The following is a 22,238-nucleotide window of genomic DNA, read 5'->3' as shown; positions in this document are numbered from 1 at the left end:
AGGTAAAGCAAGACTCATGTCTTGAACGAAAAAACCCGCTTTTAAAAGCGGGTTTTTTTATTGCTGCACCTGATTGCGCAGATAGGCTTCCGCTCGCTTAATGTCATCCTCTGTGTGAATTTTCAAACTCTCTGTTTCTGACATTAAATAAGGAATCAGATGGCTGTGCGGAATCGACTCTTCCCGTAAAAAATCATCCACCTTGAAAATCGCAATGGCGTCATTCGGCATGTACAGTGACGGTAGAGCCTCGCGGTGCATCAGGCCCGCATGTTCACCCGCTAAAAGCTGCAAAAACTCATTACCACCCACATAAGCACGCCTATATTGATTACTGATTTCGTACACGCTAATCAACCCACGGCAACAGGGAAAATCACGATATTCCGCCAGCGCCTCCACAATATGTTTTGCAGTGCGCAGTGGCGATGTGGGCTGCAGCAAGATAACAATATCCTTGCCCGCCGGTTTTATGCGATGGATAAACTCGCCAACCACCGGATCCAGTGGCGAGTCATCCCGCGCCAAATGATGATCGCGCTTGATTCGCTCAGCACCATAATAATGGGCCATCGCCAGAATTTGATCGTCATCGGATGACACATAAACAGCATCTACCACTCCCGATCCATGAGCTGCATTCAAGGTATAAGCGAGCAATGGCTGATCCAGCAAAGGCTGAATATTTTTCTGAATAATACCGGTAGAGCCACCACGGGCAGGCACTAAGGCAAATACACTAGACATAGCGACTCCAGAATTCTGGCTTGCTATTAGGAGCGGCAACATAAGCTGCCAAAGAACAGACACTATAAAGAATAGATGAGTTTGTGGGATAAGAAAGCGTTCAACCCAAATAGCCGAACGCCAGTTATTCGATTAAGGGCGGCGATTAGTTTTTTGAGGTAAATGGCAATCTGTCGACCAGACCATCCAAAAAGCCACCAGTAGTATTGAGTGAGCGCACAATGGCTTCCATTGCCTGAAACTGCGCCATTAACCGCGCGCGATAGGCTTCACTGCGGCGATTTAACGCCTCCTCGTCTTTTTCTACACGCTCAATATCTTTACCGATATTTTTTTCGCGCTCGGAAATCAAACCAGAGGTTTTCAGGAATTCATTTACCAGGCTGCTTAACCCACCGGCAAAACCGCGGGTAAATTTCAAGGTCGTGGATGTTGTTCCCGGCTCCACCAACATACTCAAACCTTCTGCTTTGGAACCTATCGCAGGAAGCAGAATATTGCCGGAGCCAAATGCCTCAACACCATCAATGGTACCGGCAACATCAGTACCGCTGGTCACAACAGCGCCATTAGTCAGACCAAAGTCAGCCAGCATATCGGCGCTAACCGCAGTAAAGTTCACCGTACTGGTCGCACCATAAGTCGCCGAGGTAAACACCAGTTTCCCCCCCTCAAATGCGACGGACACGCTTGCTTTAGCCGCCTTAAGGTTGGCATCAAGGTTAATCAAACTTTGTAAGTCCGCAGCAAGCTCAGCACCAGATGTATATTGCTTTCCATCTGGCAAACTAATGGCATTGGATGCCACACCGTTCAATTGAAAGCTAAAACTGTAGTCTTTTGTTCCGCTACCAATAGCCGCCAGATCGACAGGGTCAGTGGTGGTCAAGGTCCCCTTTGAGGGCTGCTGGGTAATCACTACTTCATAGGAACCAGGCTGGCTTCTTGCAGTGAACTTGGTGACTTCAATGCCAGGAGAGGAAGATGAGGCCTTGGGGATAAACAGATCACGAACAAAGTCAAAATTCTCGTCTATTGCTGCACGAAACCCGGTTTTCTCTTCCTCATAAATTTTGAGTGTTCCATCGATTTCTGTACGAATACCCAAGCTGGATAAATTAGCAAAACCATCAGTGAGACCTGGAACGGCGCTGGTTAATGCACTACGAATATTTTGCATCAAGTTTTTAGCCAGAGGATCTTTATTAAGGCTACCGTTTTCTTCCAGCTCCGGGTTGTAGCCAACTAGCAATTCGGTTTCCGCTTTAAAAGTATTGTAGGCAGCCACAAAATCACGAATGGTTTTCTCTGCAACGGATTTATCTTCAGAAATAATAAGGTTTATGGTTTCACTGGAAGAACTGGCAAACAAGTCAAACTCAAGACCATCAATAACGTCAGTCACATGGTTTGATTCCCGGCTAACTTGCAAACCATTAATACTAATTAGCGCATCACGCCCTTCTTGTTGTTGCGCAAGGCTTTTGGATGTTTCATTGAAATTAAAGGCCGCCAACCCCAAGGAACCAGAGTCTTCGGTCGCGACAACCTCTATCTCATTTTTAGCGCCCGTACTGGCGGTTAACAGTAATTTATATCCGCCACCATCGCTCACAATTGTGGCCGTTACACCGAAATTTTCTTTATTGATAGCATCGCGCAAGCCCGTCAGGGAATTGTTGGTATCATCAATCGTAATGGTTGCGCCCGTTTTAGTAGAGTCCACACCAAATGAGGAGCCATCAGATGCCCAATCCCCTAGACGGATAACGAGGGTACCCTTACCTACCGGACTGCTTGTTGAACTAAAACTACCCGAACTCAAGGACTGTGCCTGCGCGGTTTGCAGTACTTTTAATTGATAGCTACCAGCGACCGCTTTTGAGTCGAGCTTGGTGATACCTAATAATTTGGTGTCAGGTACAGACAGGGCTTTGGCATTAAAAGTGTCCGCGCTCCCCAAAGCGGCAGCGGCGGTCTCGAGTTTGGCAAGTGAACTGCGGAGTAAACCGTAATCGGAAATTTGGGTTTGTAGAAGTGTCTTTTTGCTGGTTAACTTCTGTGACTGAACCAGTTTGCTCGCTTCGGTCAGTTGGTCGGCCAGCTTATTGCTGTCAATCCCTGAACCTGAGCCCAAGGCACCAATGATACTGGAACCGATAGATCCATTATTGCTTGTCGCATTGGATGTACTGGATGTACTGGTCACCATAGACGCCTCCACACCTTAAAATTACCGCTATACAATGTTAGCGGCAACCAATGGGTAAACTTTAGCCGTTTTTGCCGCTTTTTTCTTAAAAATATTACGCTCAGTTACTACAGCACAAAGTACGCCAATACTCACAAAAAACACACTAATACCTCCCTTATTTCTTTCACACAGAAGAAGTATTGCACCCTCAGTGGAAAATGAGACATAAAAAAGCCGCAGTGAGAGCTGCGGCTTTTTTAGCAAAACATAAGACACAATTATCTGAGCAGTGATAACACCTGCTCTGGTCTAGCATTCGCCTGTGCCAACATCGCAGAAGCAGCTTGCTGCAGAACCTGAGCGCGACTTAATGCTGCTGTTTCGGCGGCAAAGTCAGCATCGGTAATACGAGAGCGCGATGCAGAGGTTTTTTCCGAGACGTTTGCAAGGTTTGCCATGGTGTGATCCAGGCGGTTATTCACAGCACCCAAATCTGCACGAGTCGCGTTTACCTGCTCCAAGGCTTTATCGACAATGCCGATTGCGCGCTGCGCACCTTCGTAAGTGTCAATTTTGATACTGGCGACACTGCCAACACCTTCGGTGGCATTGCGCTCTTTAAAGCCGGTTACAGCCAATACATCAGCAGCGACAGCGGTATCACCATATTTAATGGATATTTCTTCACCATTCGCAGAACGCAAAGCGATGCCATCAGTACCATTTGCAAAGGCCACAACCCCTGTTTTATCCGATGACAAGTTGATCACACGAATAGCTTCAGCAGCAGTACCTGCAGCAGTGGGAACCGCAGGCTGAAGAGTGATTTTGCCAATGGCAATGCCATTAATAAGCAAATCACCTTCTTGCAGGATACCCGGTGGGCCAGCAATATCTACGGCACTACCCAGCAAGTTGCCATTAGCGTCCTGCACATCAATACCCAAATCACTAATTCTTCCCGCGATAGCCGCAGTCACTGGTGTAGTACCAGCCTGAATAGTGACGCCTTGCTTTTCTGCACTTGTATCATTGAATACAAGCGCAAAATTATGATGTCCAGTTGTAAGCCCTGTTGGACTCGCTGTTGTAGCAGGCACAGTTTCAGTAATGGTTAATGATGATGCGCCAGGAGCGGTAAGCACCAACTTGCCATTATCACCCAGAGTAGCCTCAATAGCCGTTTCAGAATTAATCTTAGCGACCAACTCTTTCATGCTGTTGGTACCGGTAATGGTATAGGTTTGCGTCAAACCATTGCCATCCCTCAACTCCAACGTCAGCGTTTCAGAAGGCGATCTGAGCACACCAGAGCCAGCAGTATCTGCCGCCACTTGCACCAGAGATACAACTTCTGCACCCTTGCCCTTCAAATCACTATTAATACTTGCCAGAGCTTCATTCAAGGTGTCAGCGGCAGGAGTAATCGGCTTGATGGCCGTTCCATTCACAAGAAGATCACCGGCCAATAAGGCATTTAATGAAGCAATTTCAGTGGCATGCGATGTGCCAACACCAGTGACAGATTCCCCCACGATATCACCCGAGGTACCGCCCATACTGGTGGTTGAGAAAGAACCAATGCTGACATCCATGGTTTCATTTGCTTGCGAACCTACCTGCAAGAAAGTTTTACCCAAGGTGCCATCCAGCAATTTCTGTCCGTTAAAAGAAGTGGTTTCAGAAATACGATCCATTTCTTTCTTCAACTGCTGAACTTCAGCATCCAGGGTTTTGCGGTCTGCATCGTTATAGATACCGTTCGCAGACTGGATTGAGAGTTCACGAATACGCTGCAGCATATTGGTTACTTCTTGCAAAGCACCTTCTGCTGTCTGAACCAGTGATACGCCGTCATTCGCGTTGCGGATCGCTTGATCCAAGCCACGAATTTGAGAGGTCATACGGTTTGAAATCGCCAAACCGGCGGCATCATCTTTTGCCGAGTTAATACGTTGACCAGAAGACAAACGCTCTGTCGCTTTATCGAGCGCGTTGCCAGAGTTCATCAATTGACGCTGTGAATTCAAGGAAGCGACATTGGTGTTAATGATTAAAGGCATAATAAATCTCCTAATGATTGTTCCTGTTCACAGTTGCGTGTGCTGTGACAAGCCGACTGATGAAGCCCAGAAACGGCGGCAACAATGAATTGCTCAGTTTGTGAGAACTTCGTGGCAAGACTGGTAAGAAATGGATACCAACAGGATTTCTATACGGGTCGCCTGAGAGGGCTTTTGCACAGACCGTGCCAAGAACAAACAGCAGGAATATTGGTGGAGGAAAGCGGGATTACAAACCAGGAAAAAATAGGCAGAAAAAGGATGCGGCGCACCTGAAAAACCAGGGGATTTAATATTAAAAATAAAGATTATTGGTAAGCAAATCCACCAAAAAAATGCAAAAAAAAGAGCAGCGATTGCTGCTCTTTTTTTATCAGAAGCGTGCTAAAACTGCACCCCAAAAACTCAATAAATCACTGATTTAAAAAGACATTTAGGCCTGCGCACTGATCAAACTAACCGGCTCATCCGGGGTAAGTTGTTGTGCCAAATGCAAGAATACTTCATCGGGTATTTGGCGAATAACTTCTTGCGTACTTCTATCCAACACCTTAACTACGGTCTCGCCTGAACTCGGGTCATAAGTAAAATTTAAATCCCGTTGGGTTGACTGAATATATTCATTCATCTGTGCAACGGCAGCCTGAACTTTCTCTTGAACCGCTTGAGAATTGACGGTCTCTACGGCTACAGGCTTTGCCGCTTCGGCAATCGGCGGCAAATCATTGCCGGTTTTTTGACCTTGAGCACCGCCAACCAACGACGAAGCCGATACAGATTTAACCTGCACCGGTCCCGCGGCTACTTTAGTGATCTCATTCATCATTAAGCCCTCACTGAAACCTCCTTCGGGTTAGCGGTTGGCTAACCCGAAGGAAGTTATCACCTTATCTCAACAGTGACAGTACTTGTTGTGGACGAGCATTAGACTGAGCCAACATCGCACTCGCCGCTTGTTGCAATACTTGTGAACGGCTGAGGCTTGCAGTTTCAGCAGCAAAGTCAGCATCCATAATACGTGAACGAGATGATGACGTTTTCTCGGAGATATTGGACAGGTTAGATACGGTAAAGTCCAAACGGTTGTTAATTGCACCGAGGTCCGCACGGGTGGAGTTCACCTGCTCCAAGGCTTTATCGATAATGCCAATGGCTTTTTGCGCACCAGCTTCTGTAGAGATGTCGATAGAGGCTACTGAACCTGCACCTTCGGTGGCGTTACGCTCAAGTAAGCCGGTACGAGCCAAAGCGTTTGCATCTGTAATATTGTCACCATATTTAACAGATACCTCTCCACCATTTACTGACTTCAATTTAATCGCGGTAGTAGCGCTAGTTGAATCACTGCTATCAGCATAAGCAACCACACCGGTTTCGGCTGACTTGGCATTGATAGCGTCAATAACGTTTTTGGCTTGTTCATATTGAACTGTACTTCCTGTAACTGAAGCACCAGCAACACCCGCTGCGACAGAACCAATTTCAACGCCGTTGATGATCAAATCGCCTTTGTTCAAAGCACCAGAAGCAACAGTAGCGCCTTGTATAGAACCATCTGCTTGATGTCCATTCAAGCCAGCACCAGTCAAGGCCGTTACAGAAGCTGCTGCTGTATCGCTAGTTACTTTGATGTCACCTTGGAATCCAGGCTGTTTGTTAAGCACTAACGAGAAGTCAGCAGAAGTTGCACCGGTACCAGCTCCCACAGCAGTCAAAGCTGCAGTACCTTGCGCGTTAGTCAATGTAATGCTTTGTGAATTCTGCGCAGTTAATACTAATTTGCCAGAGTCATTCAACGATGCCTGAACAACACCACCTGCAGATTCGTTAATCTTATTAACGACATCTTTCATGCTGTTAGTGCCAGTAATTTGCAGGGTTTGCGTTCTGCCATCACCATCAACCACCGCAATTTGCAGCGCATCTGTACCAGCAACCAACACACCGGAACCGATGTTGGCAGATGTGAACTCAGATACAGTTTTCACAGAAACACCAACTGTATTAAAGTCAGCGTTCATAACTTCAAGCATTTTATTAACGGTACCAGCGTTAGTAGCATCGAGTGCTGTCGCTAATTTATCGTTAACTTTAAATTCAATAGCGGCATCAGTCGCTGTGTACATTTCAGCCAAGGTGGTAGATGTACCCACTAAATCACCAGTAGAACCACCTAATGAGTTAGCGTTAAATGAACCGATGGATACAGAAATAGTTTGGTTCTGTTGCGAACCCACTTGCAGTTGTTTGGTTCCCAAAGAACCGTCCAACAGGTTTTGACCGTTGAAGGTAGTGGTTTCAGAAATACGGGTTAATTCAGACTGGAGCTGTTTTACTTCCGCTTGCAGGGTTTTACGGTCAGTTTCGCCGTAGATACCGTTCGCTGATTGAACCGACAGTTCACGCATACGTTGCAGAATGTTGGTGGATTCTTGCAAGGCGCCTTCAGCGGTTTGAATCAGCGAGATACCGTCGTTGGCGTTACGAATTGCCTGATCCAGACCACGTACCTGGGAGGTCATGCGGTTAGAGATCGCCAGACCGGCAGCGTCGTCTTTTGCAGAGTTGATACGGTTACCGGAAGACAAACGCTCAGTTGCCTTATCAAGCGAGTTGCCTGAGCTCATCAACTGACGTTGGGTATTGAGGGATGCCACGTTGGTGTTAATTACTAAAGCCATGATTAATCTCCTGGATTAATGTCTTTGCAGTATCACTGCTATAACAAGTCTGTTGATGAAGCCTGAGACAAACTTACTAATCAGCACTTCTAACAAGGTTATCGACACGTCCGGGAGTTGCTTTAATCTTTTTTTATGGCTAAAACAAAATATTTATCGCAGGGAATGGTAAATTTTATTGCAAATGGTTATATAAAATCACAAACCGTCAAATTAACGACCATAAGCATCTATTGCCTTCATGGCTTTTGTGCTCTGACGCAAATCTGACGCCACCTTATCACGACTGATTTCCGCCAGTTCTGACAGGCGCTTGTTGATGGCCTGAATCTCTTCAATCATATGCGCTGCCTGTGCTTCCAAATCTGCCTGGGCCAGGGATTGGAGGTATTCAGCGTCATTGATGGAAAGCAGCCCCTGCTGACGCTGCTGCACCAAGGTTTCAAATGAATCCCAATCGCCCACTTCTGCCAAGGACAATAATGCTTGGGATTGGCTTAATGCACGGGAAAGCGGGTCTAGCAGGGTTTCAATATCCATAAAAACAGCTCTTTACCATGGAGATACAATAGATCGATTAATGAGATGAAGACTAACGCCATCTACTAAGATTAGCAAAACTAAATTAGCGAGGCGAATCTTATGCCAAACCTATAAAAGCAGTGTATGCAACGGCGCGGCCAATAAAGAAAAAGGCAGTGAGAGTAGTTACGCACTACTGTCACTGCCTATAAACAACAAAATCCATAACACAGGATTAATTACAAATAATTAAACAAGCTCAGTTGGCTGATTTGTGCAAAGCTTTGCTGGGATGCGCTCAACACCAACTTCTCCATGGATAAGCGGATAGAGGCATCGGCATAATCAAGATCCTGCAAGCTTTTTAGCTCTGCATTGACAAATAATTTAACGTCCAGATTAAGGTTGCGTGAACTTTCTAATGTGTTTTGACGCGCACCCACTTCTCCTTGGGTTGAAACAATGCTGGTGAGGGCATGAGAGAGGTTGGTAATGGTTTTCGCTACCATCTCACTAAGAACGGCCTTACTTTCCGGCGTGTCTTTTACACTTTTCATCGCTTCACTAAAACGCGACAGTGTTGTCAATAAACCTTGCTTATCGGTAGATTTCACAAAAAAAGAATCGCCAGGCTGCCCATTGGTTGACGTGATACCGGTTGTCGTTGCCAAGCCCATTGCACTTTGTAATGCAGCATTTCCACCTTGAAGGCTAATATTCATACCGTTGGCAGTCGCAAACCCCGTCGCACTTGCTGTTACCCCTAAATTAGCAAGTTTCGCGGCATTGGGAGCTGCATTTAGCATCGCAGCAAAATCTGCAGCGTTATTCACTACCGGCAAACTATTAAATTCAAGTATTTCTGTTTTACCGCCCACGGAGATTCTTAGCGTTGTTGGGTTAGCGGAAAAATCAATCGGCGCGGCAGCAGCATCAAATGTAAAAGGTAAGCTTGCCGCTGCGGGTGCTACAGGCGCACCGGAAATATTCAAGCTCACGCCATTTACTAAAATTTCCTGGCCGGAGGTATAACTGGCATTTGCAACAATTACCTTACCAGTGGTGCGCTCGGTAATTGTGTAGTTAGGGCCGTTAGGAATAATGGCTGAATTGGCGTTGAAAGAAATAACCATATCTTCCGGATAAAACTTATCAAACGCTTCTTGATCAATCACCTGCCCCACACTGATGATGGATGCAGGCAAGGCACGGTTGCCGGGATTGGACGAGGTGTTGACAGTATTGTGTCCACTGGGAATATCAACAAATACTTTTTTGCCTGAATCACTCACGGGAACACTGACAGAGGCAGAGGCTTGCAATAATAACTGCCCTTCGTCGCCCATATATTCATAATTGCCACCGCCGTTGTAGACAAAAGGAGGTGTGTTACCTTGATAGCCAGCAAAAATATATTGCCCGGATGAGTTGCGTGTATTTTGCAAACTCATTAATTCGTTAATACGAGTATCCACTTCTGCTGCAATAGATTTGTAATCCGCTGCTGTCAGCACCGCGGTATTACCGGCTTTTATCGCAAGTTCATTCATTTTTTGCATCAGTTCAACAACTGACTTCAAAGTGGAATCTTCAAGGTCCAAGGCATTATCAGCAATATCGATATTTTTTTTGTACTGCTCTGTGCGCGCCAGTTCTTGATTTAACTTCAAAATATTCGCAGCGGCGACTGGGTCATCCGCCGGAGACAAGACACGTTTGCCACTGGCCATCTGCTCTTCAGTTTTAGCAAGAGCTGATTGCGCTTTTCCCATGCCAAGAGATGCGATGTTGTAAATTTGCGAAGTCGATATACGCATACCAATACCCTGTGCTTACAATTATTGCCGCTTGGTAAAAGCAATGCACAAATCAATCCAAGTTTGTATCATTTTCCAAAAAACAGCATAGAGCAATATGGCTTGGTCATGATTAGAGCGCATTTAACAAGGTATCAAACAGTTCACGCGCAACGGTTATAACCTGCGCATTTGCACTGTAGAGTTGTTGAAACTTGATAAGGTCTGCCGCCTCTTCATCCAGATTGACACCGGAAATACTGTCACGTGTGGTCTGGCTTTGCTCCAACAAACTGAGGCTTGCCGCGGTATTGATTTTGGAAAGGCTGCTTTTGGTACCCACCTCTTCAACTAACTTGCCATATCCTTCTGCAAAGCTAAGGCTACCGTCTTGCATGGTGGATTTATTTTCCATCGCGACCATTGCCAACACATTGCGGTTGTCATTTTTACCGTTGTTATTAAAACCCACGGTAAATACATCACCTGCTTTGGGTTGGCCGCTGAGCGACACCTGATATCCCAAATATGACGACTGCACAAAGGAGGCAGAATTACTATCGCCAAATAACGGACTACTTGAAATAGAAGGCGACATTTCGATACCTGAGGCGAGAGTGATATCAATCCTCCCACCAACAGTAATTGCACTCTCCTGCCCCACGCCGGCACTGGTTAATGTTTGATTGGGGTTATCGCCGGAACCATCATTCACCTGGATGCTGCTAGTAGCGCTGGCAGCGGAGAAACGAATATCTACATCCACACCGGACGATGCAAAAATACGTAACTCGGGGGCACCGGTTAATGGATTGGTAGAGCTTTGCGCACGAATTCCCAATGCATTCAAATTCGGGTTTTCATTAATCCGCTTGGCAAGATAATCATTAAAATCGGCTTCGCTGACATTAGGGTCAGGTACTGTGCTCAGAAATGCAGGTGTCGGTAATGCGCCATCGTCTTGAAGTAAGGCTTCCCCATTGATACGCAACTGCATAGGCACCGCAAAATCACCGGGTGCCACATTAATACCCGTGATGGTTGCCGTGGTGTAGGCATTAGCCGTTACCCCTGGCAGTGCGCTTAATTGCGCAGCGGTTTGCATTGCCGACGCGCCAGACTGGGTAATTAAACTGCGTGAAGTAATTGATCCGGTTTGCGGATCTTTAAAGGTAAAGTTTAATCGCTCCGCTAAATAACCATTGCCTTGCGCTGCCGCACCAATAGTCACGGTTTGTGCGCTGCGGTCAGATGGCAGCCCCAAGCGATCACCATTACCCACAATACGGGTTTCACCCGGATCATTGGAAAAAATATTATTGACTGTACCGGGTACAAAGACTTGGTCTTGCAAAGGCGGATTTAGGTGTTTTGGATTCGCAGGGTCAGTATTATCCAGCACATCGTAAGTTGTTTCAGATGTAAAACGAATAATAATAGGCGGCGACAATTGGCCGTCTGTCGAGAAAGCAGGCAAGATATTGCCGTTGACATCTTTGACACCCAACACTTCACCACTACTGATTACACCACTACCAGTATTGCTGCTTGCAGAATTGGTACGAATAGGGGATGCGAACGCAAGATCTTCAGGGCGTGTCAGCATGGCTTTAATATCTTGAGCGCCATTGCGAGTCGGTTGCAGCACAAACGAATCGCCACCTTGGAAAGAACCGCTGGTCAAATTAAGGCTGACACCATCAAATGCAATGCTAAATGGATAAGCACCAGATAAACCACCTTGGCTGACCACTTGGTCATCAGATAAACGAGTGACAACATAATTAGTTGTACCGGGCACAATATCAAACCGATAATCACTGGTGGTTAATTTACTGGTGTCAGTAATGGTTACATTTAATTGACGATCATAGGGTTGTTGATTAGTGCCACTATGTTTGACGCGATTCACTGCGCTGGTAGGGTCATTAATGTCGAAAAACATTTTTTGACCATAGTCGTTATCAAGATCAATGCCCTGCTGTTGTAATTTATTAAATTCTTCTGACATTGAAATCGCAATGCGCCCCAGTTCATTCATTGAGGGGTTTAATACATCATCGCGAAAACTTAATAATCCACCCAGCTGACCACCAGAAACCTGCTCCGTAATATCAAATACCGCTTTGTTGGCCCTGAGTTGTATTTGCCCATCATTGGTCACACTAAATGCGCTGGCGGCAGCACCAACCACCAAGGGTTGTCCGTTGCCGATAAATACATTTACATCGCCCGACGAGTCTTTTACGGTTTGTATAGAGACTAATTCTGCAAGCTGACGCAGCGCTTCATCGCGTTTATCCAGCAAGTCATTCGGCTGATTGCCATTACCGGAAGCAACCGCTTCGCCAATGGATTGGTTTAATGCCGCAATTGAGGTTGCCAACGAATTAACTTGTGACGTTACGGTACGAATCTCACTATTAACACTTTTTTCAATATCAGCCATACGCTGGTACAGATTATTGAAACGGCTACTCAACCCTTGAGCTTCGGTGATAATCAACTGGCGAGCGGGTGTAGATGAAGGATCATTGGCGCCATTTTGCAGCGCGGCAAAAAAGCTCTGCAATGAGCCAGACAAACCGGTGCTGGCATCAGCAAAAAGCTTATCCACTTTACCGATATTGATATTGAATTTATTTAATTGGTTGTAGGTAGAAGTATCTGAACGCAGCTGCGCAGTGACAAACTCATTCACTACCCGTTCAATAGAGGCCGTAGTAACACCTGAACCTATATAGCCAGCACCGCCGGCATTTTGCTCAGGACGCGTGACATAATTTACTTCCTGACGCGAATACCCCTGGGTATTTGCATTGGAAATATTATGCCCAGCGGTGCGCAATGCATTTTGACTGGCCTGCAAGCCGGAAATGGCGGTGGAAAGAATACCGGACATATGATTACTCCACTATATGACGGCTGGCACTGGCCGCCAGAGAGAGAATGGCTTGAGCACCCGTTTGCAGAAGATCAGCTTGCATATTTTCTGTCACGCTAGCGAGATCAAGGGATTTAATGACATCACTGTTCAACAGGCTTTTAATTTTTTTCGCATAGTGTGGATCAGTGGCATAGCCTGCTGACTGTAAAGCATCAGCATAAGCAGAAGAATTCGTGCCTGTAGCCAGTACTTTTTCATAGCGTGGGTTGTTTTTCATCAGGCGAACATAATCTGAAAAGCTTTCGGAATAGTCGTTATACTTCCGGAAATCTGATTTTTCCTGAGCCGCAATACCATTGCGATACTCCAGTGTATTCACATTTACCTTTTCACCCTGCCACTGACCACCCGCTTTAATATTGAATAAATTAAAGCTGTTGTTACCGCTGCGATCATGAATAACATGTTTACCCCAGCCTGTTTCCAGAGCGACTTGTGCAATTAATACATCCGGACTAATTTGCAATTCAGCAGCGGCTCTTTCAGCGTGAGGTTTGAGCATCATTACAAAATTTTCTTGCGTTGGACTGATACTGGATTTTTGACCGCCACGCACGGTTCCAATAGCTTGTTTGGAAAGCAGTTGGGGGATAAGTGCATAATTAATGGCAGGTACCGCAGGCACTTGCTGCTCGTCCCCATCACCCAAGGCTTGCATCTGTACGTTATCACTCATGCGCATGAAGTCCTGAATCCAGTCATCCAGCGCATCCACACTAGCCTGTTCTGCTACAGACGTTTTATTCGCCGTGCGCGGTGTGATTTCACCAAGGGCTGATGAATCCGTATTTTTCACACCACCTTCAGGGCGCATAGTACTACCGTAGTTTTGCATCATTTGACGATAAAAATGATCTGCCAAACCAATGCCCGGACCGCTAGTAAGATCCAACACCATTTGTTGATCCAACATGTCGCGATGAAAGCGTGTGGTTTGGCTATCTAAAAAGCTGCCTTCACCAAAGACATCATTCGCTTCACGCATAGATTTCAGCATTTGTTGTACCAGCAACCCCTCAAACTTTTTAGCGACTTCTTTAATCGCTTGAGGGTCCCTATCGCGCCCCATTGCTTTAATGGAATTTAGCGAATTAGGGTCAAAATAATTATCTTGAACCTGCGGGACTTTAATGCCGGTATCAATGGACTGCATTTAGATCACCACCAATTCTGCTTTGAGCGCACCGGATTGTTTTAAGGCTTCAAGAATCGCCATCAAATCGCTGGGGGAAGCTCCCACATTATTCACAGAGCGAACAATGTCATCCAGGTTTGCACCGGGAGCAAATTTAAACATGGGATTGGTTTCTTCATCGGCCTGCACATTACTGCTAGGCACAACCACCGTAGTGCCGCCTGCCAATGCATTGGGTTGGCTTACGCTTAAACTTTCAGCCACAGATACCGTAAGGCTACCGTGAGTAACCGCCACCGGTGAGACACGCACATTTTTACCCACAACAATAGTGCCGGTGCGTGAATTGATAATGACTTTTGCCACTTCTTCACCGGGTGTGACTTCGATGTTTTCCAACATGGAAATAAAATCTACTCGCTGCGCCGGGTTCACTGGTGAATTCACCATAATGGACACTGCATCCAAAGGTCTTGCCACATCCGGCCCTAACATCGCATTGATACTTTTTGCCAATTCATTGGCTGTTGTAAAATCAGCGCGATGCAAATTAAATACAATAGGCTGACCACCAGCAAAATTGGTTTCCACCATACGCTCAACAATGGCACCACTGGGAATTCGACCAGCACTGGGAATATTCACGGTAATTTTTGAGCCGTCGTTGCCTGATGCACTCAAGCCACCCACTACTAAATTTCCTTGGGCAATAGCGTACACTTTGCCATCCAATCCTTTTAGCGGCGTCATTAACAAACTGCCACCACGTAAACTTTTGGCATTACTAATGGATGACACAGTGACATCAATCGTTTGGCCGGGTTTGGCGAAGGCAGGCAGCTCCGCCTGAATCATTACGGCTGCAACATTCTTCATTTGCATACGCGCACCTTCCGGTACGGTAATACCAAATTGTTTAAGCATGCTGTTAAAGGATTGCGTAGTGAATGGCGATTGGGTGGTCTGATCACCAGTACCATCCAAGCCAACAACAAGGCCATAACCCACCAATTGGTTCGCGCGCACACCGGCGACGCTGGCAATATCTTTAATGCGCTCGGCATAACTGGATGCACTGCACAGAACCATCAGTGCAACAAAACTAACACCCAGGCCTTGCATTATTTTTTTGACCGCGCCAACTGAAAGCCTACGCATAAAAGTACCTCGATAAAACATGATGCTATTAGCCTCGGTTATAAAGGCCATAGGTCGCTGTTAAAAAAACGGGACAACCACCCCATAGATTGGGTGCTCGCCAAGGCGCCGGTACCACTGTATGAAATTTTGGCGTTCGCCAAACGGGTTGATACCACAGTATTGTCTGGTGCTATGTCGTCGGGGCGTACAATGCCGCTGATTCGAATAAATTCGTCACCGCGATTGAGTGTTATCCATTTTTCACCGCGCACAATTAAATTACCGTTCGGCAAAATCTCTGCCACAGTTACAGTGATATTACCCTGCAAGCTGTTACTTTGGTCAGCATCAGCACCGCCATCAAAGGTACGGTCTTGCGATAAGGTTGTGGTTAATTCATTGCCTTTAATCGTTGGGTTGGCTCCCAGCAAAGGCCCTGCATTAAAATTCACACCACTTTTTTTGCCTGTTTTCACACCCGATGATTTTCTGGATACGGTGCGTTCACTCAGGGTTACGGTAATCACATCACCGACAAAATGCGCTTTGCGATCATCAAATAAATTCAACCCGTAAGCATCCTGATACAGCGAGCCTTCAGAGCGCTGCGGTACCGGCATGTTAGCCGCGATGGTAGGTGCATAAGCAGGGTCATCCGGCATGGGCTTCTGGCTGGCAAAACACCCGCTTAACGCCAACACTATGCCGCTTAGTAGCAACACTTTGGTGAAGGACAATAAAATGTTATGGAGTGCGCTCATGATTCATTACTCATTAAAGATTTTGCGTAATGTATTGCAGCATTTGATCCGCGGTGGAGACGACTTTTGAATTCATTTCGTAAGCGCGCTGGGTGGTGATCATGTTGACCATTTCTTCTACTATGTCGACGTTGGAATTTTCCAACATGCCCTGCTTCAACACACCCAAACCATTTTCACCCGGCGTTCCCTGAACCGGTGCACCGCTCGCAACCGTTTCAACAAACAAATTGCCACCGATAGGTTGCAAACCGGAGTGGTTAATAAAATCAACCAACGTGATATCACCCAATTGTTGCGGCTCCACAACACCGGGCGAATAGGCATTCACGGCACCTGTGGCACCAATTGTGATTTTGGTAGCGCCCTCAGGAACAATAATGGCAGGCTCTAGCAAATAACCGTCGGCATTCACAACTTGACCTTCACCGTTAATTTGCAACTGCCCATTGCGGGTGTAAGCGATGGTGCCGTCTGGTTGCAGCACTTGTAAAAAACCATGCCCATCAATTGCTACATCCAGCGATTGCTCAGTCACTTGCAAGGTGCCCTGGGTAAATTCTTTTTGCGTTGCCACAACGCGCACACCGGCCCCCAATTGCAAACCCGATGGCAGTTGCGTTTCCTGGGTTTGTTGCGCCCCCGGTTGACGCTGGTTTTGGTACAACAGATCTTCAAATATGGCGCGATCGCGTTTAAAACCAATGGTGCTGGTATTAGCAAGGTTGTTGGAGATAGTGGTCAACTGGCGATCTTGTGCAGACAAACCAGTCTTACTGACATAGAGGGCGGCGTGCATAATCTTTTCCTCATTTAAAGTGCGGTCACATAACAACGCACTTAGATTGGCGACCTAAACCAATTAGGACATTTGTAACAATTGGGCAGAGGCCGCTGAATTTTCATCGGCGGTTTTCATTAATTTCACTTGCATTTCGTATTGACGAGCCAAGCTCATAATTTGCGTAAATTCATCAATCGCATTCACGTTACTGCCTTCCACCATGCCGCTACGCAAGGTCACTTCAGCAGCCGGCAATGCATTTAAACCATCGCGTTGGCGGAAAAGACCGTCATCGCCTTTTTCTATGGCCTGGATATCCGGATTAACCAAACGAATACGCCCCACCTCCACCATGGCTTCAGGCCCCTGCCCTTGCCCGATAATGGAGATAGTGCCATCTGAACCTATCTGTACTTTTTCATTTTCAGGAATGGTGATCGGGCCACCGTCACCCAGGACCGCCAAGCCATTGGCAGTGCGCAACACACCGGCAGCATCCACCGCAAAATTACCTGCACGGGTATAGGCTTCAGTACCGTCTGGCGCTTGCACAACAAAAAAGCCATTGCCTTGGATGGCGGCATCCAGTGGGTTGTTGGTTTGAATCATGGGGCCGGAGGTAAAGTCTGAGCGGGGTGATTCGGTCATGGCATAGGCACGGGTAGGCTGACCATCACCGTAGTAAACACCCATGCTGCGCGATTGTTCGAAATCGGCACGAAAACCGGTAGTGCTGACGTTCGCCAGATTATTGGCGCGATTGGCTTGAGCCAACATATTGTGTTTGGCGCCGGTCATCGCTATGAAAAGGGCTTTGTCCACCTGGGTTACTCCTGAAATCACAACCGAAAAACGAATGTTGGTTTTTTGGCGGTTTAGTTGTTATCAGGAGTTTTGCAAGAGCGGTGCCAACCTTTGAATAGATCTTAAATTACTGAAATTTCAGGACATTTTTTATAACAGCAGCAAGAATATCCATTATTGCAAGGCAGCAGACTGGCGGAAAAATAAAAAGCGGCAAAGAACTTCCGCTCTTTGCCGCTGCTGTTTTTTGATGAAGGGCGCGCGATAAGTCACACCCGGCTTGCACTGCTACCTACTACCTCAAATTAATAATGGTTTGTGTAGTAGCGTTGGCGGTTTCAATGGTTTTTGCATTCGCTTGATAATTGCGCTGGGCGATAATCAAATTAACCAATTGCTCTGACAGGTCTACGTTAGATTCTTCCACTGCACCCGCCGTGATATTGCCGAGCTGTGCCGAACCAGGCGCCCCCACAATCGCCTCGCCCGACTCAAAGGTTTGCGCCCACATGGTATCGCCAGTCGGCTTCAGGCCTTCCACACTACTAAAGTTTGCCAGAGCAACTTGCCCCAGGACCTGCGCTTCACCATTGGTAAAGCGCGCAAATACTATACCGGTGCTGCTGATGTCCAATCCGGCCAATCGACCAGTGGCATAACCATTTTGATCCAGTTCCTCCACCCCAAACGCACTGCCAAACTGGGTGGAACCCGCCAGATCAATCTGGAAGTTGGAGCTCGCTGGTGGCTCAGCAACAGGGATTGTACCGCCCTGCAACACATTCAATGGCCCCAATCCACCCAAGGGCTGCCCATCTGCACCAATCGGTGTCCAGTTGGAAATCAACATAGCATCTGTTCTGAAAGGATCCAGATTGCCATCCGGCGCGAAGTGAAGGTTGAACGATGCCATTGTGGGTTCGGTATTTTGCGGTGATGGCAAGGTTGGATCAGGGTCACCTACGTTTTTCCCATCAATCTGTACATACATCTTCCAGTGATTGGGAGATGTAGTGGGATCTGCCGGATCATAGGGTTCCTTCACAAAATACTGACGCATCACATGCGCATTACCCAAGCTGTCGTACACAGTGGTATTTGTTGCATGGTTAAAGGTTTTTTGGTCAGCCGGGTTGAATGCATTGATCGGCACATCAGTGAAAAAATTAGGCACATTGGTTGAGCCAAACAGACTGCCACCAAAAACAGGGATCGTTGGTTGACTGCTAACAATGGAATAGCCTTCTTGCAGGGTAGTTGTTACTTGCCCGCCAATTCTTACACCGTTAACAGCATCGTTAACTACTTGTGCAACACCTTGGCTACCTTGAATCTCGGCGTTGCCACCGGCATTATCAAAGGTGAACTCAAGGTCGCGACCTGTAGCCGAAACAACGCTTAAATTACCCGCATCATCAACCGTCGCACTGATACCAAACAGAGTTGATGAACTCAACGCATTAATTTCATCGCGTAAGGCTGTCATATCCGGCAAACCGGTGGATGTTAAATTCACACCATTAATACGGAATGATCCATTGTTGCTAAATGAAGGCGCCAACAATGTCGCTTCAGTACGCGCTGTAGCAGAAACACCTGCCAATGAATTTAACTCTGATGCGGTCTTATCTGCACTCGCACCATATTTACTGATGTAAGTAACATCAGCGCCATTTGGACCACGAACAACCAGGGTGTGAGAACCGTAATTATTAGTAACTTGTGGAATACCCGTGGTGTGTGATGCGGCTGGGGTTCCCGCTGCGGTGCTAACCGCACCTACTGCCGTGGTGAGTGCGTTTGCGTCGGAGTTAGCAGCGTCAATTGTCAGCGTTACAATTGATGCAACGCCCTTGGCAAGATCACGAAAGCCAATCTGCCCGGTTACCGGATCGGCATAAGCCTCCACATTAACGGGTGATGCAGAATCAAAGTTGGCAGAATTAATTAAGTTGGCCAGTGCCGCAGGTGAAGATGCAGACCCTGAGCTCAATACAATATCCACATCTGTAGTTGCTAGCGTTATTGGATCAACGCGAGAAATGGTGAATGACGTTCTATTGGTTGGCGAAAACGTAATAGGCGTAGCAACAGTGCCCACCGCCAGAGTTGAGGTAGTGGCAGTTTTTGCGCCTCGCTGCGCCTCATTAACACCAGTACCATTGGTAGAAAAACGTTGCCCTGTTGTTTCAAGGACTTTTTCATTTGCGTTTAAATTAAAAGACGCATTTACCGCCGTTGTTTGACGTGGTTCTTGTGAACTCACATCAACACGCAAGTCCCCCAACACGCCACTCACATTGCCATTGGCATCAGCAGAAAAACCTTGCAGTAAGGCACCGGTGCCGTTAACAATATTGCCGTCCTTATCCAGACCAAATGTACCCGCCCTGGTGTACAAGCGTTCGCCGTTTTTCTCGACGATAAAAAATCCTTCACCGTTAATGGAGAGATCCAATTCATTTTGCGTAAACTTCAGATTACCCTGGGTAAATTGCTGGCGAATATTTTGTAGCGTTACGCCACTACCTGCCGTGTTGGAACCACCACCTAACAAGGTACTGGTGTACACGTCACCAAATTCAGCGCGCGATGATTTGAAACCAATGGTGCTGGCGTTGGCAATATTATTACCGGTAACCTGCAGGTCGGTATTTGCCGCACGAATTCCGCTTAACGCTGTATTAAAAGACATAGTACACCTCGCCCAGGGTTAATCAATTTTGATGTTCAGATAAACACTCATATTCACATCAAAAACTGTTAGTTAAATTGTTTTACTTTATCGGCTTCTACTGCGCCAATACCGGCAAGATTCAGAATTAATTTGCCATTCTCACCAATGGTTACACTATTCACATTCGCACTGAGCGAGGTATTCAAGGTTTCAGCTTTACCATTTTGAGTGGCGGTAATTTCAAACTTGTATTGGCCCGTGATTGCCGCATCATCGCCCGCCTCCCAATCCAACAACTTGCCATTCACTTCAAGGTTTTGGCCATCCCAACGGAATACCGTCTCACCGGCTGGCACTTCGCCCACAGGAATTGTTTGTATCAAGGCACCAGCATTGTCGTAAATTCTCATGGTCATGTCTTTTGCCGGGTAGGTAAGCTCTGTACTACCCGCGACTATGCCTCCAGAGACCAAGGTACTTTTGTCTGACTCTACGCTGACACTGCGCCCGACAAGGGAGGACGCCTGAAGCGCATTGTTTGACATAAAACTGTTAAAACTTTTATTCAAACGCTCCAACCCTTCAACCGAACTGAACTGCGCCAATTGCGCTACAAACTCGGTATTGTCCTGCGGACTCAGTGGGTTTTGATTGTTCATCTGCGTGATCATCAATTCCAAAAATGCAGCCTGCCCCAATTCATTGGTGGTCTTATTGGCTTCCTGCTTTTTGGTAATGCTCAGGTTGTCGGTAACGCTGGAGCTGCTGGTTGAACTACCTACAGTTGACATAAATTTCTCCCTCGCTAATTACTGACCAAGCGTCAGCACACGCTGAACCATTTGTTTTGCTGAATTCATGACTTCAACATTCATTTGAAATGAGCGAGATGCAGCAATCATGTTCGCCATTTCTTCAACCGGATTGACGTTAGGATAAAACACATAACCTTCCGCATCGGCCTTGGGGTGACCTGGCTCATAACGACGCTGTAAAGGCGCATCACTTTCTACAATTCCCAATACCTGAACACCAGCAGCGGCATCCACTTCGTTATCGCTATATGCACCTTCGGTGACACTGGCACGCATCGCTTCTTGTTGGATAGCAGCAAATACTGGCTGGCGGCTGCGATACACTTCGTTAACACTGGAACTGGCCGACTGCGCATTTGCCAGGTTGCTGGCGGTGGTATTCAAACGCAAACTTTGTGCGTTCATCCCTGTGCCTGCGATATCAAAAATATTTCCAAGTGCCATAGCTTCACCTATTCATTTATTGACGTTATCACCGCAAGGGATAACGCTTCAGCTGGATTTATTCGCCGCGAATCGCGCTGCGTAAACCAGTGAACTTACTATTTAAAAACTGAAAACTGGATTGAAAGGCCAGCGCATTTTTCATGTATTCCGCGTGTTCGATTTGATCTTCAACCGTATTGCCATCAATAGATGGTTGTTGCGGCGTGCGGTACAAGGTGTCCGCCTCATTGGTGGCAAATGCACTGCCGTCGATATGGGCCGACTGGGTGGTGGACAAATGAAATCCGTTATTTGCTGTCATTTTCTGATTAAGCGCTTGCTTGAAGTCGATATCCTTGGCTTTGAAGTTAGGGGTATCAACGTTGGCGAGGTTATTCGCTAGCACAGCCGCACGCTCTGAGCGAAACCGCAGTGCAGACTCATGAATGCCGAGTGCTTTATCGAAAGAGATGGACATAATGGTTTCACCTGTCCGACGCATCGCGCCGGGAAAAACTATTGCGGTAGGCAACAAGGGTTCTATTGCCACAGTTATTGACGATAAAGCAATGGCTGTGCCAAGCGCACAAAAAGCAGATAACACCTTGTTTTATTTATATTTTTTATTTTTAGTCGGGTGTGGATTCAGAAGCGGCAACAAGAAAGCGGCAAAGCTTTTCCGCCCACAGGGGGAATAAGTAAACGGAACGGCAAGCAGGCGGCGAATGGCAGTAGAAAAAAAACTA

18 protein-coding genes are annotated in these 22,238 nt (G+C 46.7%); 1 reads left to right on the top strand and 17 read right to left on the bottom strand.

Translation table 11 applies throughout. The features are described 5' to 3' along the window. Nucleotides 1-57 precede the first annotated feature (57 nt). From B0D95_RS04660 to flgB, 17 genes are all read right to left on the bottom strand, one after another. Complete coding sequence (locus B0D95_RS04660; RefSeq protein ID WP_168172397.1) at nucleotides 58-747, bottom strand: cytidylyltransferase domain-containing protein; 690 nt, start codon at nucleotides 745-747, stop codon at nucleotides 58-60. Nucleotides 748-892: 145 nt separating this feature from the next. Further along, nucleotides 893-2,959 (bottom strand): flagellar filament capping protein FliD, encoded by a 2,067-nt coding sequence (fliD, locus tag B0D95_RS04655; protein WP_078042804.1) that lies wholly within the window; start codon nucleotides 2,957-2,959, stop codon nucleotides 893-895. Nucleotides 2,960-3,219: 260 nt separating this feature from the next. After that, nucleotides 3,220-5,004: a flagellin gene (locus B0D95_RS04650; protein ID WP_078042803.1), complete on the bottom strand. Its 1,785-nt coding sequence runs from the start codon at nucleotides 5,002-5,004 to the stop codon at nucleotides 3,220-3,222. Between the two features lie 433 nt (nucleotides 5,005-5,437). Beyond that, entirely contained in the window at nucleotides 5,438-5,830 is a 393-nt protein-coding gene (locus B0D95_RS04645; protein ID WP_078042802.1) for a flagellar protein FlaG, read from the bottom strand. A 61-nt stretch (nucleotides 5,831-5,891) separates the two neighbouring features. After that, nucleotides 5,892-7,685: a flagellin gene (locus B0D95_RS04640; RefSeq protein ID WP_078042801.1), complete on the bottom strand. Its 1,794-nt coding sequence runs from the start codon at nucleotides 7,683-7,685 to the stop codon at nucleotides 5,892-5,894. 213 nt (nucleotides 7,686-7,898) lie between these two features. Continuing rightward, entirely contained in the window at nucleotides 7,899-8,225 is a 327-nt protein-coding gene (locus B0D95_RS04635; RefSeq protein WP_078042800.1) for a flagellar protein FliT, read from the bottom strand. A 221-nt stretch (nucleotides 8,226-8,446) separates the two neighbouring features. Further along, a complete protein-coding gene (gene flgL / locus B0D95_RS04630; protein ID WP_078042799.1) occupies nucleotides 8,447-10,024 on the bottom strand; it encodes a flagellar hook-associated protein FlgL in 1,578 nt (525 codons plus the stop codon). Nucleotides 10,025-10,136: 112 nt separating this feature from the next. Then, on the bottom strand, nucleotides 10,137-12,905 hold the full coding sequence (gene flgK / locus B0D95_RS04625; RefSeq protein ID WP_078042798.1) for a flagellar hook-associated protein FlgK: 2,769 nt from the start codon (nucleotides 12,903-12,905) through the stop codon (nucleotides 10,137-10,139). A 4-nt stretch (nucleotides 12,906-12,909) separates the two neighbouring features. After that, nucleotides 12,910-14,103: a flagellar assembly peptidoglycan hydrolase FlgJ gene (flgJ, locus tag B0D95_RS04620; RefSeq protein ID WP_078042797.1), complete on the bottom strand. Its 1,194-nt coding sequence runs from the start codon at nucleotides 14,101-14,103 to the stop codon at nucleotides 12,910-12,912. Continuing rightward, the gene (locus B0D95_RS04615; protein ID WP_078045623.1) at nucleotides 14,104-15,207 is read right to left on the bottom strand and encodes a flagellar basal body P-ring protein FlgI; all 1,104 of its coding nucleotides are present in this window, start codon (nucleotides 15,205-15,207) and stop codon (nucleotides 14,104-14,106) included. It lies immediately after the preceding gene. A 74-nt stretch (nucleotides 15,208-15,281) separates the two neighbouring features. Further along, nucleotides 15,282-15,986 carry a flagellar basal body L-ring protein FlgH gene (gene flgH, locus B0D95_RS04610; protein ID WP_078042796.1) on the bottom strand — a complete coding sequence of 235 codons (705 nt, stop codon included), beginning with the start codon at nucleotides 15,984-15,986 and terminating at the stop codon, nucleotides 15,282-15,284. 13 nt (nucleotides 15,987-15,999) lie between these two features. After that, nucleotides 16,000-16,785, bottom strand: coding sequence for a flagellar basal-body rod protein FlgG (flgG, locus tag B0D95_RS04605; protein WP_078042795.1), 786 nt, complete (start codon nucleotides 16,783-16,785; stop codon nucleotides 16,000-16,002). Nucleotides 16,786-16,848: 63 nt separating this feature from the next. Beyond that, a complete protein-coding gene (flgF, locus tag B0D95_RS04600; RefSeq protein WP_078042794.1) occupies nucleotides 16,849-17,592 on the bottom strand; it encodes a flagellar basal-body rod protein FlgF in 744 nt (247 codons plus the stop codon). 277 nt (nucleotides 17,593-17,869) lie between these two features. After that, the gene (locus tag B0D95_RS04595; protein ID WP_078042793.1) at nucleotides 17,870-20,269 is read right to left on the bottom strand and encodes a flagellar hook-basal body complex protein; all 2,400 of its coding nucleotides are present in this window, start codon (nucleotides 20,267-20,269) and stop codon (nucleotides 17,870-17,872) included. A gap of 68 nt (nucleotides 20,270-20,337) precedes the next feature. Next, nucleotides 20,338-21,042: a flagellar hook assembly protein FlgD gene (locus B0D95_RS04590; RefSeq protein ID WP_078042792.1), complete on the bottom strand. Its 705-nt coding sequence runs from the start codon at nucleotides 21,040-21,042 to the stop codon at nucleotides 20,338-20,340. Between the two features lie 18 nt (nucleotides 21,043-21,060). After that, on the bottom strand, nucleotides 21,061-21,510 hold the full coding sequence (flgC, locus tag B0D95_RS04585; RefSeq protein ID WP_078042791.1) for a flagellar basal body rod protein FlgC: 450 nt from the start codon (nucleotides 21,508-21,510) through the stop codon (nucleotides 21,061-21,063). 58 nt (nucleotides 21,511-21,568) lie between these two features. Then, nucleotides 21,569-21,970 carry a flagellar basal body rod protein FlgB gene (flgB, locus tag B0D95_RS04580; RefSeq protein ID WP_078042790.1) on the bottom strand — a complete coding sequence of 134 codons (402 nt, stop codon included), beginning with the start codon at nucleotides 21,968-21,970 and terminating at the stop codon, nucleotides 21,569-21,571. Between flgB and B0D95_RS04575 the strand changes: the two genes are divergently transcribed. Beyond that, nucleotides 21,963-22,190, top strand: coding sequence for a hypothetical protein (locus tag B0D95_RS04575; RefSeq protein WP_149867865.1), 228 nt, complete (start codon nucleotides 21,963-21,965; stop codon nucleotides 22,188-22,190). The two genes, flgB and B0D95_RS04575, sit on opposite strands and share 8 nt — an antisense overlap. The last annotated feature ends 48 nt before the right edge of the window (nucleotides 22,191-22,238 follow it).

The sequence above is a fragment of the Cellvibrio sp. PSBB023 genome (genome assembly GCF_002007605.1).
Lineage (GTDB): Bacteria > Pseudomonadota > Gammaproteobacteria > Pseudomonadales > Cellvibrionaceae > Cellvibrio.
The sequence above is the reverse complement of the archived record's forward strand: the minus strand, read 5'-3'. Positions and strand labels throughout refer to the sequence as shown.